This is a genomic window from Xanthomonas sp. NCPPB 4037, from assembly GCF_041475695.2.
Classification (GTDB): Bacteria; Pseudomonadota; Gammaproteobacteria; order Xanthomonadales; family Xanthomonadaceae; genus Xanthomonas; species Xanthomonas campestris.
The window spans coordinates 5,004,294-5,020,139 of the sequence record NZ_CM191261.1 but is presented as its reverse complement, the minus strand read 5'-3'; the positions used below and the strand labels follow the sequence as shown (position 1 = coordinate 5,020,139).

The 15,846-nt window shown below is 68.1% G+C and carries 13 protein-coding genes and 2 pseudogenes; 9 read left to right on the top strand and 6 right to left on the bottom strand.

What is annotated here, in order from left to right:
* Nucleotides 1–276: 276 nt before the first annotated feature.
* Nucleotides 277–1,422, bottom strand: a complete 1,146-nt coding sequence (locus ACCQ01_RS22045) for an HDOD domain-containing protein (RefSeq protein WP_228433656.1) — start codon at nt 1,420–1,422, stop codon at nt 277–279.
* A gap of 157 nt (nt 1,423–1,579) precedes the next feature.
* Between ACCQ01_RS22045 and ACCQ01_RS22040 the strand changes: the two genes are divergently transcribed.
* The gene (locus tag ACCQ01_RS22040; RefSeq protein ID WP_228433658.1) at nt 1,580–2,020 is read left to right on the top strand and encodes an SRPBCC family protein; all 441 of its coding nucleotides are present in this window, start codon (nt 1,580–1,582) and stop codon (nt 2,018–2,020) included.
* A gap of 869 nt (nt 2,021–2,889) precedes the next feature.
* Here the strand turns inward: ACCQ01_RS22040 and ACCQ01_RS22035 are convergent.
* From ACCQ01_RS22035 to ACCQ01_RS22025, 3 genes and pseudogenes are all read right to left on the bottom strand, one after another.
* Nucleotides 2,890–3,201: a protealysin inhibitor emfourin gene (locus ACCQ01_RS22035; protein ID WP_014506009.1), complete on the bottom strand. Its 312-nt coding sequence runs from the start codon at nt 3,199–3,201 to the stop codon at nt 2,890–2,892.
* Entirely contained in the window at nt 3,198–4,262 is a 1,065-nt protein-coding gene (locus ACCQ01_RS22030; protein WP_228433660.1) for a M4 family metallopeptidase, read from the bottom strand. The genes ACCQ01_RS22035 and ACCQ01_RS22030 overlap by 4 nt, the downstream gene beginning before the upstream one ends.
* 111 nt (nt 4,263–4,373) lie before the next feature.
* Nucleotides 4,374–5,031: pseudogene (locus ACCQ01_RS22025) on the bottom strand (SDR family oxidoreductase).
* Nucleotides 5,032–5,263: 232 nt separating this feature from the next.
* Here ACCQ01_RS22025 and ACCQ01_RS22020 point away from each other — a divergent pair.
* The 6 genes and pseudogenes from ACCQ01_RS22020 (at nt 5,264) to proP (ending at nt 11,701) form a co-directional block, all read left to right on the top strand.
* Nucleotides 5,264–5,698, top strand: a complete 435-nt coding sequence (locus tag ACCQ01_RS22020) for an NUDIX hydrolase (protein WP_076052966.1) — start codon at nt 5,264–5,266, stop codon at nt 5,696–5,698.
* A 484-nt stretch (nt 5,699–6,182) separates the two neighbouring features.
* Nucleotides 6,183–7,222 (top strand): annotated as a pseudogene (locus ACCQ01_RS22015) (AI-2E family transporter).
* Between the two features lie 209 nt (nt 7,223–7,431).
* On the top strand, nt 7,432–8,544 hold the full coding sequence (locus tag ACCQ01_RS22010; RefSeq protein WP_228433721.1) for an alpha/beta hydrolase: 1,113 nt from the start codon (nt 7,432–7,434) through the stop codon (nt 8,542–8,544).
* Between the two features lie 105 nt (nt 8,545–8,649).
* Nucleotides 8,650–9,048 (top strand): host attachment family protein, encoded by a 399-nt coding sequence (locus ACCQ01_RS22005; protein WP_228433663.1) that lies wholly within the window; start codon nt 8,650–8,652, stop codon nt 9,046–9,048.
* A 15-nt stretch (nt 9,049–9,063) separates the two neighbouring features.
* Nucleotides 9,064–9,396, top strand: a complete 333-nt coding sequence (locus ACCQ01_RS22000) for a thioredoxin family protein (RefSeq protein WP_228433665.1) — start codon at nt 9,064–9,066, stop codon at nt 9,394–9,396.
* Between the two features lie 814 nt (nt 9,397–10,210).
* Nucleotides 10,211–11,701 carry a glycine betaine/L-proline transporter ProP gene (proP, locus tag ACCQ01_RS21995; RefSeq protein WP_103699787.1) on the top strand — a complete coding sequence of 497 codons (1,491 nt, stop codon included), beginning with the start codon at nt 10,211–10,213 and terminating at the stop codon, nt 11,699–11,701.
* A 15-nt stretch (nt 11,702–11,716) separates the two neighbouring features.
* On the opposite strand, the gene ACCQ01_RS21990 is transcribed toward proP, so the two are convergent.
* Nucleotides 11,717–12,175: an SRPBCC family protein gene (locus ACCQ01_RS21990; RefSeq protein WP_228433667.1), complete on the bottom strand. Its 459-nt coding sequence runs from the start codon at nt 12,173–12,175 to the stop codon at nt 11,717–11,719.
* A 171-nt stretch (nt 12,176–12,346) separates the two neighbouring features.
* On the opposite strand from ACCQ01_RS21990, the gene ACCQ01_RS21985 reads away from it, so the two are divergent.
* Together ACCQ01_RS21985 and ACCQ01_RS21980 are read left to right on the top strand one after the other, a co-directional pair.
* On the top strand, nt 12,347–13,141 hold the full coding sequence (locus ACCQ01_RS21985; RefSeq protein WP_014506019.1) for an EcsC family protein: 795 nt from the start codon (nt 12,347–12,349) through the stop codon (nt 13,139–13,141).
* A gap of 197 nt (nt 13,142–13,338) precedes the next feature.
* On the top strand, nt 13,339–13,977 hold the full coding sequence (locus tag ACCQ01_RS21980) for a DUF938 domain-containing protein (RefSeq protein ID WP_228433669.1): 639 nt from the start codon (nt 13,339–13,341) through the stop codon (nt 13,975–13,977).
* A gap of 77 nt (nt 13,978–14,054) precedes the next feature.
* Here the strand turns inward: ACCQ01_RS21980 and ACCQ01_RS21975 are convergent, their stop codons facing one another.
* Entirely contained in the window at nt 14,055–15,806 is a 1,752-nt protein-coding gene (locus tag ACCQ01_RS21975) for a carboxypeptidase regulatory-like domain-containing protein (RefSeq protein ID WP_228433671.1), read from the bottom strand.
* Nucleotides 15,807–15,846 lie beyond the last annotated feature (40 nt).

The window sequence follows — 15,846 nt, the reverse complement described above, 5'->3', positions numbered from 1 at the left end:
GCCAGTGCAACGCGTTGTGACCGATTCGACATCGCTCCTGCGCGTCGCAGGGCGGCGCCAGAGCGTCCGGCCGATCAGGCAGCCGAGTGGTTCGCGTCGCTGCGCGGCCATGGCAGCCGCTGCGATCGGGTGTGGCGTGAGGCCAGCCTGGCCGAGCGATCAGTCCGGTCAGTGCATCGGTGTGGGCCCTGCGAGCGAAGTGCCTGCCGATGAAGTCGATGCGCTCGATGCGATCGATGCACTTGATGCGCGAGCCAACTGCAGGCCGCTGCCGATTCACTCCACGCTGGCCGCCACCAGCCGTTGCCACAACGCGGCGTTGGCCGCGTCGTCCGGTTCCAGCGTGGCAAGCACGCTCAGGGCGTGGGCTTCGGTTTCGGCGCCGTGGCGAGCGAGCATGGCCAGCGCGGCGGCCAGGCGCCCGTAGCGCAGTGCGCGGCCCAGCGAGGTGGCCAGCAAGGTGCTGTCGTGCTCGGGGCGCTGTTCGTCCAGCGCGGTGCCCAGCACTGCCGGCAGCTCCCAGGCGGTGGCGATGGTCTTGGCCACCGCGGCGGTGTGGCGGTCGACCAGGGTGGCGGCCACCTCCAGGCTGTAGGGCACCGACGGCTGCTCGGCGTAGGCGTCGCGCAGCACGCGCAGGATCACCACCGCGCCCAGGCCTTGCAGCAGGCCGGCCAGTTGCGCCGACAAGGTGTCGCCACCGCGTTCGCGCACATAGGCGGCCGCGGCGGTGGCGGTGCGCAGCGCGTAGTCCCAGACCGCCGCCGGCAGGCGGGCGTACAGGCCACCTTCCAGGCTGAGCACCGGTTGCATCACCGCGGCGGCCACGATCTGGCGCACGCCTTCGGTGCCGATGTGCACCACTGCGCGCTCCAGGCTTTCCAGCGGGCCGCCTTGCGGGCGGTACAGGGCACTGTTGGCGATGCGCAGCAGGTTGGCGGCCAGCGCCGGGTCCTGCGCGATGATCGCGGCGATGCCGCGGCCGGACGCATCCGGGTCGTTGACCGCGCGCATCAGCTGCGGCAACAGGTGCGGGCGCCGCGGTAGCAGCTGCGGGCGCATGTCCACGTGGTCGAGCGCGCTGACCGCAGTGGCCAGCACGGCGGCCTGGGCGGGGTCGATGGCGGCGTCGGCATCGGCCAGCGACGGGGTGTCCATTACCGCGGCATACATGCGCCGCAGCAACGGGCGCATCGGCGGCGGCTCGGCCATCACCGCGCGCGGCTCGGGTGTGCTTGCGGGCATGGCCGTGGCAGCGCCATCGGGTGCCGCGGTGGCGCCCGCAGTCGGTGGCGCGGACTCGGGCAACGGTGCGGGGTCGGTGGTGGAGACGGCGGGCGGGTCCCCACGACGCGAGGCGGCGACCACGCCGAGCACGATGGCAAGCACCCCCACAACAGCCAACAGCACAATCACAAGCATCTTGGGAAATCGTTTGATCAGTGGCGCGACTATCCGCGAAGCGGGCCGTGTCGGCAACGTGGCACGCGCGCGGGCGCGGCCTGGCGCGGTCGTGTCGATTTTCGGCGGCCTGGTGCGTCGTCGGGTAGAGGGTCGTCCTCTGCCAGCTGCGAGCGCCATGTCCACCGTCACCCTGCACCGTGTTCTGCGTGCCAGCCCCGAGCGGGTCTACCGCGCCTTCCTGGATGCCGCTGCGTTGAGCAAGTGGTTGCCGCCGCATGGGTTTACCAACACGGTGGAGCATCTGGATGCCCGCGTGGGCGGTACCTTCCGCATGGCGTTCACCCAGTTTGGCAGCGGCCAGCGGCACGCCTTCGGTGGCACCTACCGTGAGCTGGTGCCCAACGCGCTGCTGCGCTACGACGATGTCTTCGACGACCCGTCACTGCCCGGCACGCTGCTGACCACGGTGCGCCTGCTGCCGTTGCCGTGCGGCACCGACCTGCACGTGGTGCAGGAGGGGATTCCCGAACAGATCCCGCTGCACGCCTGCTCCCTGGGCTGGCAGGAGTCGTTGACCTTGCTGGCGTTGTTGGTGGAAGCGCAGCGCGCTGAGTGAACCTGGCGCCGCAGCGATTGCTGCACGATCGATGCGGCGGTGCAGCGATGAGGGGGCTGTCTTCAGGTTGACCGCTGCGCTGCACGCGGTGCTAACGGGGACACCGCGACTATGCGTCACCAGCTGTGCAGCCCTAGAGCATCTGGGCAGCTTAAAGGGTGCAGGCATCCGCAGTTGGACCACTTTCTTCGACAGACCCCGTGCAGGCATGGAGGTCTTTCGCGCCGTGTGTGGCGTTTGCTGGATGTGCTGGTCGACGCCGCCGCCGTATCCGTAGGAGCGCGCTCGCGCGCGATGGGCGTTCCGGTAGAGCTTCTTCGCGCGCGAGCGCGCTCCTACGCGGCTGTTTGCGCGGTTACGTATTCTGATCGTTTACGTGCTGGCCGCTCCAAGGTTTCCGAGCTGTAGTCGCACGCTCTGTGGCGGCTGTACGCCGAATAAGCGCACCAGTCTTGTCTACGTTGATGCTTTGGCAACCGCGACCAAGCTGCCTTTGTAGGAGCGCGCTTGCGCGCGATGGGGGTTACCGGTGAAGCCTCATCGCGCGCGAGCGCGCTCCTACGTTGCATTTGCTTGGCGCGTCACGAGCTGCGATCGCTTGCGTGTCATCGCCGCTACAACATCTGTCCTGAGCCGCGGGTTCTGTCCCAATGTCGAATGTGGTGGAGCGTGCAGCCCTGGCGTAATGATTTTGGGCCGCCCCTGCGGCACCCGCGACCAGGCTGCCTTTGTAGGAGCGCGCTTGCGCGCGATGGGGCGTTACCGGGGAAGCCTCATCGCGCGCAGGCGCGCTCCTACGAGGCGTCGATCGCGCGCGACGTTGACTGGCCTCTCTGCGTCTCCGCGTGCCGCGCTCGCGCGCAAGCTATCTACAACGTGCCCTGCTTCCACAGCCGCACGATTTCCGCGGGGGCGTGTTCTTCGGGGATGCGCAGCGGTTCGCTGGCGCCGTCCCAGATGATGCTGAAATAGCGGCGGTCGCCGCCGCCTGCTTGCGGGGCGGGGAGTGCATGCGCCAGGCACTGATCCAGCAGCGCGCCCAGGTGTTGGCGTTGCACCTCGTCCAGCTCTTCCAGCACCAGCTGGCGCTCGCGGCGCATGGCCGGGAATGCGGCCACGCCACCTTCGCGTGCCAACCGCAACACGACACCCGGTTGCAAGGGCGGCAGTTGCACGGTCATGCGAGCACGCCCACGTCGCGCCAGGCCTGTTCCACCGCACTGGCCTCGGCACTGCCCGCGCCGTAATCGGTGCTGGCCACGCGCACGGTGAGTGCGGCGAAGGTGGCGAAGTCTGCACTGGCCGACAGCGCGCCGCCGGTGAGGGCGCGGTACCAGATGCGCCCGGCCTTTTCCCAGGCGTAACCGCCGATGGCAACCGCGGCGCGCTGGAAGGCGCGGTTGGGAATGCCGGAGTTGTAGTGCACGCCACCGTCGTCTTCTTGCGTGTCCACGTAGGCGTCCATATGCGCCGGTTGCGGGTCCTTGCCCAATGCCGGGTCGTCGTAGGCGGTGCCTGGCGCCTGCATCGAGCGTAGCGCCACGCCCTGCACGCCGGGCAGGAACATGCCGGCACCCACCAGCCAATCGGCTTGCGCGGCGTCCTGGCGCAGCGCGTATTGCTTGACGAGCACGCCGAACACGTCGGAGACCGATTCGTTCAAGGCACCGGACTGGCCCTGGTAGATCAGGTTGGCGGTGCGCTCGGTAACACCGTGGGTGAGCTCGTGGGCCACCACGTCGATGGCGATGGTGAAGCGGGTGAAGATCTCGCCGTCGCCATCACCGAACACCATCTGCTCGCCTGTCCAGAACGCGTTGTCGTAGTTGCGCTCGTAGTGCACCGTACCGAGCAGCGGCATGCCGGCATCGTCGATCGAGTTGCGCGCATACACCTGCTGGAAGAAGGCATGGGTGGCGCCGAGGTAATCGTAAGCCTCGGTCACGGCCACATCGTCGGTGGGTGGCGCGCCTTCCTCGCGCACCAGCACGCCGGGCAGGGCCGTGCCTTGCTGGGCGTCGTAGAGATGCCGCCGCACCGTGGTGTCGGTGGGCGCGGTGGGCGCATCGTCGGCGCTGTCGCGCGCCAGCAACCCCTGCGCACGGCGCTGGCGCAGCTGCGCGGTGATGTGGCGGGTGAGCTGCGCGCAGTGGCGCGCGCGCTCCGGTGCGGCCTGCGCGACGTGGTCCAGCAGATACGGCGGCAGGATGCCGGCGCGGCGGGGCGCAACAAACGCAGACATAGCGATCTCCACAGTGGGGGCTGCGCCGGCGACTATGCGGGGTGCGACTTTAGGAAATCGTTAGCTGCCAGCGGCCTTTGCCATGGCAGCGCGCTGCGGACGGGCTGGCGTTCATGCCAGCTGCGCGAGCACCTGCGTGATGGGGGGGGGGCCCATCCACGAATCCCACGGTCTTGCCGATGGTGGCCGGCGTGGCCAGGGTGGCGGCGATCACCTGCGCGACATTGGCGCGCGACACGCCCTCGGTGGTGTCGCTGCCCGGGTCGCGGGCGATGCAGCCGCTGGGTGGGTCCAGGGTGAGCCGGCCCGGCCCAAGCACGGTCCAGTCCAGCGAGGTGCCGCGCAGGTGCGCATCGGCAGCTGCCTTGGCCTGCGCATAAGCAAAGAAGCCATCCTCCGGGCTCACCCCGTGTTCCAGCCCCGCGCCAAGGTAGGACACCATCACGTAGCGCCGCACACGCGCCTGCTCGGCCGCGTGCATCGAGCGGATCGCGGCATCGCGGTCTACCGCATAGGTGCGCGCGGCATCGCCACCGCCGGCGCCGGCCGACCAAACAACTGCATCGTGGCCGGTGATGTGCGCGGCGATGGCCGCGGTGTCGGCGTGTTCGATATCGAATAGCGCGGGTGTGGCGCCATCGGCGATCACATCGCTTGCGTGGTCAGGATTACGGAATAGCGCGGTGACGTGGTGGCCCCCGGCCAGCAGCAGCGGGGTGAGCAGACGCGCCACCTTGCCGTGACCACCGATCAACAGAATGCGAGACATGGAGTTCCAGCCAATGCGCCTGCTGCGAGGCGTGATGATCTAGCGTGACGGCTGCCGCGCTAAGGCGATGTCGTTGGTTGCGTTCGCAAGGCGTTGGCAACGAATGCATGCGACGCCCTGAGTATGTCGCCGCGGTGACGCAGGGTGGCCACTGCATTTCCGCAGTTTGCCCGCGCCCGCAGCGCTGCCGGACAATGCGCCGGCCACGCACCGTGGCGTACCGGGCGCACCGATGACCGCACCGTCTGATTCCCACGCCCGCGTTGGTTGCGGCGCCTTCATCCGCCGCAGCGACGGCCGCCTGTTGCTGGTGCTGCGTGGACGCGCGCCCGAACAAGGCCACTGGGGATTGCCCGGCGGCAAGGTGGACTGGATGGAGACAGTGGAAGATGCAGTAGTGCGCGAAACCCTGGAAGAAACCGGTCTGCACATTCACCTGCAGCGCGTGCTGTGCGTGGTGAGCCAGTTCGAGCGGGCGCTGTCGCCGCCGCAGCACTGGGTGGCACCGGTGTACCTGGCCGCGATCGACGGCAGTGAAACCGCCGTGCTGCGCGAACCGGACGCACTGCACGACCTGGGCTGGTTCGCACTGGATGCGTTGCCCACGCCGCTGACCCGCTCGGCAACGCTGGCGGTGCAGCAGCTGGCGCATGAGGCGGCTGCTTGAGCGGAACATCCACATAGTGTGAGTGCTGCACGGGGTAGCGGTGCAACGGCGCGACACGCTTGCCACGTTGGATCCAGAGGTGTGTACACCGAAGCGGGCGCGGGGATACACCCCGGCATTGCGGCAGGTTGCCGCCAAGCGGTGGCCCCTGCTTGAAGAGACGGTGCGGCGGCGCGACCGGCGTCGTTAGCTCACGTGGCTCGACCGGCGCGCTCGATGCAGACGTGTGGCCTGATCAGGAACGCAGTGAGACACATCTGGCATTCGGTACGCTGCCGCCAAGCGGTGGTGCTGTCTGACGCGCACGAAGTAACGGGGCGCAACGCGTGCTTGGGTGTGTGGTCTGGAGGACGCGTCAGCGAATGCGCGTGTCGCAAGTCGCACACCGCACGCGCAACGGATGCAGCCCCGCCAGCGCGGGCACAAAATCTTCTCGCACGCCTCGCTAGGCTGAGTGCTGTTTCCGCGTTGCGAGCTGTTGTCCATGCCGTCCTCCGATCTGCGTGCCTTCGTCGTCCGTGTGGTCATCGTGCTGGCCCTGGTGGCCTGCGCGTGGTTGCTGTGGGCGCTGTCGGGCCTGCTGCTGATGGTGTTCGGTGCGGTGGTGGTGGCGGTGCTGCTGCGCGCGCTGGCCAGTTGGGTCACCCGCTATACGCCGCTGTCGGATGGCATGGCGTTGGGGCTGGTGGTGGTCGTGGTGGCGGTGGGATTCACGGCGTTGCTGTGGTTGTTCGGCTCGCAATTGGCGACAGAGCTCGGCGCCCTGCAGCGCACCTTGCCGCAGGCCTGGGCGCGCTTCCATGATTGGGTTGCGGCCGGGCCGTTGGGGCCAGCGCTGGAAGAACTCACCCGCCAGGCACCGGCGCGCGTGTCCAATCTGGCGCCGCGTGCCGGCGCCTTCGCGCTCAGCATCACCGGTGGTGTGGCGAACCTGTTCCTGGTGCTTGCTGGTGCGGTCTATCTGGCCGCGCAACCGCAGTTGTATCGGCGCGGGCTGTTGTTGCTGTTTCCCGTGCAGGCGCGCGCCACCATGGACGATGCCGTGCGTGCCAGCGGCACCGCGTTGCGGCTATGGCTGCGCGGGCAATTGCTGGCGATGGTGGTGGTGGGCGCACTCACCGGGCTGGGCCTGTGGGCCCTGGGCATTCCCGGCGCACTGGCTCTGGGCATCATCGCCGGCCTGCTGGATTTCGTGCCGATCGTCGGGCCGATCCTGGCGGCCATTCCGGCCATTCTGCTCGGCTTTACGGTGAGCCCGCAGATGGCGCTGGCCACGGCGGCGTTGTTCGTCGTCGTGCAGCAGATCGAAGGCAACATCCTGCTGCCGTTGATCCAGCAACGTACTGTGGATCTGCCGCCGGTGTTGCTGCTGTTTCGATATTCGGCATCGGCACCTTGCTGGGGCCCGCAGGTGTCTTGCTCGCTGCACCGTTGACGGTGGTGGCCTTCGTGCTGGTCAAGCGCCTGTATGTGCAGGAAGCACTGCATACACCCACCTCCATCCCCGGGCAGAAGCACGACTGAGCAAGGCGTCTGCGTAAGCGGCACCGCTGCAATGCAAGTAATTTTTTCAAGCATGGATGTGCCTGCTTGTGCGCTGCGCGACGCGATCACTGCAGCGCCGTCTCCCATGGCAGCCGTACACATGGCATGCCGCAGTGCGCAGGCTATGCTCGTGCGTTGATCGACGCCTGGGAGGGCATTGCATGACACACCATCGATGGACACGACGCATGCTGCTGGGGTGCCTGGCGTTGCTAAGTGCGGCGAGCGCGAGTGCGCCTGCGCCTGCAGCTGTAGCCGCATCGAAGCCGGCGGCAACGCAGGGCATTCGGCATGTGCCCGCGTTCGATCTGCCCGTGTCTGAGTACCTGAGCCCTGCGGCACGTGCGCAGGTCAGTGGCGACGTGGACCGCGGCGACCCGCTGGCCAAGGCCGACAACGCCACGCTGCTGCGCCAGTTGCCCACCATTCGCGCCGATACCGAACGTTGGGCCGCAGGCGTCATCGCGCAGATGCGCACGCGCTACGCGGTGGAGATCACGCCCGAGCAGTGGAACGGTGTACCGGTGCTGCGTGTGCAGCCGCGCACGCGCACGCCCGAGCAGGCCAAGCGGCTGCTGATCGAATTGCATGGCGGCGGCTTTCTGATGGGCAGTGCGGCCTCCTTCGGGTTGATGGAAGCCATTCCGGTGGCGGCGATGACCGGCATCACCGTGGTGGCGGTGGATTACCGCATGGGCCCGGAGCACCAGTTCCCCGCGGCCAGCGAGGACGTGGCCGCGGTGTATCGCGCCGCTCTCAAGACCCACACCCCGGCGCAGGTGGGCCTGTTCGGCTGTTCGGCCGGTGGCGTGCTCACCGGCGAGGCGCTGGCGTGGTTTGCCAAGGAACAGTTGCCGATGCCGGCGGCGGCAGGCCTGTTCTGCGCTGCGGGCGACGCGCGTTACCGCGGCGATTCGCAGCGCGTGGTGGCGGCGGTGAACGATGCCCTGCTGCCCGATGCGGCAGGCACCCTGCCGATCATGGAGGACCTGTACTACGGGCCGGATGTGGATTTCCGCGACCCGCTGGTATCGCCGGTGTTCTCCGATGCGGTGCTGCGCCAGTTCCCGCCCACCTTGCTGATCACCGCCACACGCGCAGCAGAACTGAGCAATGCGTCCTATACGCACGCGCGGCTGGTGGATCTGGGGCGCGAGTCGGACCTGCATGTTTGGGACGGCTTGGGCCATGCCTTCCATCTCACCGACACGCTGCCCGAGAGCCAGCAGGCCTTGCGGGTGATGGCGCGCTTTTTCAGCAAGCATCTAGGCCTGCCGCCGCCACTACCGGCGGCACGCTAACGCGGCACACACACCGGCTACCCGCGGTGCTTACATCGGCTTGCTTAGGTTGAGGTCGACGGCGCTGCAATTGCAGCGCTGACACTGAAACAGGAGAAACGACGGATGAGTCTGCAAATTCCCCAGGGTGCGTTGGTGGTGGTGGCCGATGGCGGCGAAGCGCGGTGGTTCACCAATACCGGCGACGAAGCCAAGGTGGTGCTGCGCCAGCATGCCCGCACCGATGTGCAGAACGTCGATGACGAAGGCCCGGCCGGCAAGATTCCGCCCCGCACCGCAGAGGCGGAACTCGACGAAATGACCTTCGCCAAGCAGCTGTCGCAGGCCTTGAACGACGGGGCGCTCAAGCACGAGTACAACCACTTGGTGCTGGTGGCCGACCCGACCACACTCGGCCGGCTGCGCCCGCTGCTGCACAAGGAAACTCAGCAGCGCCTGGTGGGCGATTTGGCGAAGGACTTCACCAACTTGCCGCTGGAAGATATCCAGCGCGCGCTGTCGTAAGGAGCGCACGCAGCGATGGCGTTCGTGCGGGAGTACGTGGCGCAGGCGCCGGACCGTAGCGCGGTCGATGCGCATCCGGGGCTGCAGGTGCTGGAGTTCGGCACCGACTGGTGCGGCCACTGCATGGCCGCGCAACCGCTATTGCAGAAGCTGCTGGGCGGTTACGCGGACATCGAGTACCGCAAGATCGAAGACGGAAAAGGGCGGCCGCTGGGCCGCTCGTTTCGCGTGAAGCTGTGGCCCACCATCATCCTGCTGCGCGATGGCGAAGAAGTCGCCCGCGCCGTCAGGCCGCAGACGCGTGAGGATTTACAGGCCGTGTTATCGGCGTTGGAATCGGTGGGGTGAATCCGCTGGTGCCTTTCGGGCGGTCAGCTGTTCTGCTGGTATGAAGCACCGCTGCAGCACCCTGGCACATCAGGCAAACCATGTAGGAGCGCGCTTGCGCGCGATGAGACGTTACCGGGAAGGCTTCATCGCGCGCGAGCGCGCTCCTACTAAAAGCAGGTTGTGCAGAAGTCGTTGCGCCTCCAGAGCGAGGGTATTTGCAGCATCAATAACGCAAGCGCGCACCATGCAGAGATCGATAGCTCGGTAGGAGCGCGCTTGCGCGCGATGAAGCTCTACCGGTAAAGCTCCATCGCGCGCAAGGGCGCTCCTACGAAAGGCAGGCTGTGCAGCACTCGTTACGCCTTCAGAGCGAGGGTGTTTGCAGCATCAATAACGCAAGTGCGCGCCATGTAGAGATCGATAGCTCCGTAGGAGCGCGCTTGCGCGCGATGAAGCTCTACCGACAGAGCCTCATCGCGCGCAAGCACGCCCCTACGACAAGCGGGTGCGGATGACTCATGCCTGCAAAACCACGCACTTGCTGAAGACAGATTCAGGAAAACCCCTGAAATCAGGCCATTTCCCGCAGCGTCCCACGCTCGCGCCTGCAATGCTGTGCACGCTGGTGTAACATGTCGGGCTGATCAAGCCCTTGGGCACTGCCCACCCCTTGGTCGTCTGTCCCGCAGCGTCGCTGAGTTTACGCGGCCGTCCGGGAATGCCTCCGGCGTCGTCCACTGCATGTGCCTTAGCCGTGCAGCACGTGATGTGCCGTGCCTTGCGTAGTGTCAGGGCGAGCGGGCAGCGATGGCCGCACCAGGAGACTTCGCATATGCACGACACGCGCGCGATCCGCTCGCATTTCGGTTGGTTCAAACGCCGCCGCCAATTGCAACTCGACGAGGTCACCGTGGTGGACCGCGGCATGCTGCGCAAGGCCGTGGGCGCGGCCGCGCTGGGCAATGCAATGGAATGGTTCGACTTCGGTGTGTACGGCTATCTGGCAGTGACGCTGGGCCAGGTGTTCTTTCCGTCCAGCAATCCCACCGCGCAGTTGATCGCCACCTTTGCGACCTTCACCGTGGCGTTTTTGGTGCGCCCGATCGGCGGCATGGTGTTCGGCCCGCTCGGTGATCGCTATGGCCGGCAGAAGGTGCTGGCGGCCACCATGATCCTGATGGCGCTGGGCACCTTCAGCATCGGCCTGATTCCCTCCTACGCGCAGATCGGCCTGTGGGCGCCGGCGCTGTTGTTGCTGGCGCGGTTGCTGCAAGGGTTTTCCACCGGCGGCGAATACGGCGGCGCGGCGACCTTCATTGCCGAATACGCCACCGACCGCAATCGCGGCTTGATGGGCAGTTGGCTGGAATTTGGCACGTTGGGCGGCTATATCGCCGGCGCGGCCACCGTGACCGCGTTGCACATGGCGCTGAGCCAGGCGCAGATGCTGGACTGGGGTTGGCGGGTGCCGTTTTTGGTGGCCGGGCCGCTGGGGTTGCTCGGCCTGTACATGCGCATGAAGCTGGAAGAAACCCCGGCGTTTCGCGCGTATACCGAACAATCCGAACAGCGCGAACGTGAAACCGCAGGCCAGGGCCTGATGACCCTGCTGCGCCTGCATTGGCCGCAGCTGCTCAAGTGCGTGGGCCTGGTGCTGGTGTTCAACGTCACCGACTACATGCTGCTGACCTACATGCCCAGCTATCTCAGCGTCACCATGGGCTACGCCGAGAGCAAGGGCTTGCTGCTGATCATCCTGGTGATGCTGGTGATGATGCCGCTCAACGTGGTCGGTGGCATGTTCAGCGACAAGCTGGGCCGGCGCCCGATGATCATCGGCGCGTGCGCGGCGTTATTCGCACTGGCCATCCCGTGCCTGTTGCTGATCGGCAGTGGCTCGGACGTGCTGATCTTCACCGGGTTGATGCTGCTTGGCCTGGCGCTGGTGTGTTTCACCAGCTCGATGCCTTCGACACTGCCGGCGCTGTTCTACACACCGGTGCGCTATAGCGCGCTGTCGATCGCCTTCAACGTGTCAGTGTCGTTGTTTGGTGGCACCACGCCGTTGGTCACCGCGTGGCTGGTGGAGCGCACCGGCGACCCGTTGGTGCCGGCGTATTACCTGATGGGCGCGGCGGCGATCGGCCTGGTGACGATGCTGTTCGTGCGCGAAACCGCCGGGCTGCCGCTGCGCGGCTCGCCGCCGGCGGTGGCCAGCGATGCCGAAGCGCGTGCGCTGCTGCAGGGCGACAGCCCGGTCACGGTGGATGCGCAGTTGCCGTTGAGCGGCACGCCGTCGATCGGTCAGCCGCGCCCGGCGTAAGGCCGGGCGGCGCGCTCAGCGCAAGGCCGGGTCGCGGGTGTCGGGCATGTCCGGATAGGGCATGCCCTGCCCGGTTTCCACGTAGCGTTTGAGGCTGCTGCCCAGGAAGAACTGCCAGCCCTGCGCACACACCTCGAAGCACGGTGAGTCGCGGTAACCGGACTGCACGAAGTCCAGCCGCGTGCCATCGCTGGTGGACAGCAGATCAAAGCGCATCACCGAGCCCTCCCACGCGGTGGTGTCGAGCATGTTGGAGCGCTCGCAGCGCCAGCACACCTGCCGGTGGTCGGCACCGCCATCGATGCGCAGTTCTACCTGCCAGCCGTGGCCGCTCCAATCCAGACACACGCGCTCGCCCACTTGCCGCACCTCGCGTGTCCACCAGCGCGCCAGCTGGGCGGGCTCGGACAACGCGGCAGAGACCACCTCCGGGGCGGCGGCAATGACGAAGCTATGGCGGATCTCGCGGTTCATCGGTCACGGTGTTGCCTGCGCGGAGGCCGATGATCGCGCATCTTGCGCGCAACATGCAGTTTTCGCCGCGAAGGTTGAGCCCGCTTGTGCGCCGCTCACATGCGGCTGAGTACCATCGCCACAGGCCCCAAGACGATGACGACCGCCATGACGACGCTCCCGATCCCGGTGATGGATGCCGCAGCGCAGCACGATCTGGCCACAGCGCATGCGCTGCTGGAAAACCCCGGTGTGGCCGCACAGATCGCCAATACACTCGGCGCGCCCATCGAAAGCCTGGTGGCCAAGCGGCTGCCCAAGGTGGTGACGCGCAGCATCGACGGCGTCACCCGGCGCGCGCTGCAGGTGGCGATGAAATCCGCGCTGCTGAGCCTGCGCGGCAAGACCGTGGCGCACGCGCCGGCCGCCACCGCGCGGCACACCCTGGCGGTGGCTGTGGCCGGCGGCGCTGGCGGATTCTTCGGCCTGCCCGGGCTGATGGTGGAATTGCCGGTGACCACCACGGTGATGCTGCGCTCCATCGCCGACATTGCGCGCTCGGAAGGCGAATCGCTGCACGACCCGGAGACCGCGCTGGCCTGCCTGGAAGTGCTGGCGCACGGTGGCCGCAGCGTCAGCGACGACGGCGCCGAATCGGGCTACTTCGCGGTGCGCACTGCGATGGCGCAGCAGCTCAGCGCCGCCGCGCACTACGTGGCCGCGCACGGCTTCGCCAGCAAGGGCGCGCCGGCATTGGTGTCGCTGGTCTCGCGCATCGCCGCCAAGTTCTCGGTCAACGTCGGCGAAAAACTCGCCGTGCAGGCCGTACCGCTGGTAGGCGCGGTGAGCGGCGCCACGCTCAACACCTTGTTCATGCGCCACTTTCAGGCGATGGCACGCGGGCACTTCATCGTGCGCCGGCTGGAACGCCGCTTCGGCGCCGAGGCGGTACGCCGCGCGTATGACGCGTTGCCTGCGTCGCGGTGATCACACGGTGGCATGTGCATACCGCATGCGTCGCAGCGGCTTGCACCACGTTCGTAAGACACATCGGACCGAGCGCCCCGCGCTGACGCACGCGCGCAGGCATAGTGCCCGTCGCAGTGGCAGAGCAATGCCGCTGCTTCGCGCTTGCTCCATCATCACCACGCGCACTCGGCGATTCGCCCTCTTTGGAAGTATCCATGACCAAACCCTTTGCCCCCGCCTCTGCACGCAACCGCGATCCCATTCTGGGCGTGCTGCAGCGGTACTTCGCTGACCGCCAGCACGTGCTGGAGATCGGTGCGGGCACCGGGCAGCATGCGGTGCACTTCGCTGCAGCGATGCCGTGGCTGCGCTGGCAGGCCAGCGACCACCCGGACCATCTGCCGGGGATGCGGCAGTGGCTGGATGAAGCCGCGCTGCCGAATACGCCGCCGCCGGTTGCACTGCAGGCGGTGTTGACGCCCACGCCGGGTCTGGCACCGGCGCCACCATTGCCGCCGGTGCAGGCAGGCACGCCGGCCGGGTATGACGCCATCTACAGCGCCAACACCTTGCACATCATGGGCTGGCCGCAGGTGCAGGCGTTGTTTGCCGGCTTGCCTGCGGTGATGGCGCCGCAGGCGGTGCTGGTGATCTATGGGCCGTTCAACCGCAACGGTGAATTCACCAGCGATAGCAATCGCGACTTCGATGCGATGTTGAGAGCGCGCGATGCGGCATCGGGTATCCGTGATGCCGCGGATGTGGATGCACTGGCCGCGCAGGTGGGCTTGCAGCTGGTGGACGATGTGGACATGCCGGCGAACAACCGCTGCCGGGTGTGGCAGCGCGCTTGATCCCCCGGTGGCGATGACGCCGCGCTTTTTCATTGGAAAGAACTGATTCGCGCCGTTGGAAACGCGCCACTGTCCTGTCAGGTGCGCCGCCGTTCCAACCACCACACCCCCGCAGCCACGGTGAGCCAGACGAGCAGCCACGGCCAGCGTGCGCCGGGGTGCGCTGTTGGTGTGGCAGCGCTGGAGCCGCTGGCCGCCAGTGCGGCGGTGGCCTCGCGCAGCTGTTGGCGATACAGCGCGGGCGCATCGGTGGGCGCGCGGACAAACAGCCAGCGTTGGGTGGTGCCGGTCTGCAGGCGATGCCAGCCGGTGGCGGCCGGCCAGTAGCCGGCGCAGGGCGGCGCGCTGCCGCTGCGTTCGGGCAGCAGCGGGTGGCGGCTGCCATCGGGCGCAATCACGTGAGCGTCTGCGCCGACATCGCACAGGGTCATGCGTTGCTGCACCCAGCCGTCCTGCACTGGTGCGGGAAGTGCGGCGCCTGGGCGCGCCACCGCGCCGAGCAGTTGTGCCCACAGCTGTGCATGCAGGTCGCTGCGGCCTGCCAATACCAGCGCATAGCTGTCGTCGACCACACTCACGCCGATGCGCCCGCGGCCGGCGCTGCGCCACCAGCCCAGCGCGGTGCCATCGTTGGCGCGTGCGGCGACGATGGCGTCTTGCACCTGTGGCTGCAGCGTGCGGCGTTGCAGGGGCGGCACGGCGGTGTCGGTGGTTGTGCTGCCGGTGTCGGGGTCGATGCCGGCGTCGGCCGGCGCCGCTGCCACGGTCACCGCGGTGCTGGTGTCGCCGCCGCTCACCGGCAGGCCGAGCGCGGCGAGCGCGCTGCGGGTGGCCGCATCCACCGGGCCGACCACCCGCACCAGCACGCCCAGGCCGCGTGCGATGGCGGCGCCGAGCAGTTGGCGTTGTGCTGCGCTCAAGGCCAGCAGGCGGCGGGTGTCGAGCACCAGCACATCCAGCTGGTCCAGGCTGGCGGCGTCCAGGCTGGCCCTATCGCCCAGCTGCAGGCCGGCGCTCACGGTCACCTGGCTACGTACTGTCAGGCCGGCATCGCTGGCCCAGCGGCGCAGGTATTTGACCTCCGGCTGCGGGGCGCCGGCCAGCAACAGCAGCCGGACCGGCGGCACCGGGACCACCTGCACCGGCACCGCCAGATGCCCGCGCTCGGCGCCGGCCGCATCGCGCAGGCGCAGGCCGAACAGCACCTGCCCGGGCGCGCGCGCCAGGCCGCGTAGGTGCACCTGGCCGCGCGCATCCGGCGAGGCGCGGTCGACGCGTTGACCGGCCGGGTCGAGCAGTTCGACCTGTGCGCCCGGCAGGCCCTGCACCTGCGCGGCAATGGTCAGCGCTTCGCCGGGCGCTACCGACGGCGGTGCCCAGGCGGCGACCAGACCGGCCGGTGCCGGGCTCGGCTGCACCCGCACCGGCACGCGCAGGGCGTCGCGGTCGCGCGCGGGAAGGCCGTCGCCATGCACGATCACGGTGGTGGTGCCGGGCGCGCGGCGCAGCGCGGTGGCCAGGTCCGGCATGCGGGCGACATCCGGCAAGCGCGGGGCTTCCGGCAACGCCACCCACTGCGTGGCCTGGCCCACCTGCGCCGGTTGGGTGCCGGCCGTGGCCACGTGCAGCGGGCCGCCATCCTGCAGACGCGGCGGCGGCAACAGCGCCGGGTAGAGCAGGGCAGCCAGTACGGGTTGGGCCGCAAGCAACAGCCATAGCCTGCCGCGCGGCAGCGGGTGGCGTGCGTGCGCGCGCAGCAACCGTAGCCAGCCCAACACCACCATCAGCAGCAAGGCCGCGCCGACGATCCAGGGCAGGGCGACGGTCACGACTGCCCCCTCTGAGCCGCATCACGAAGCACCGGCGCTG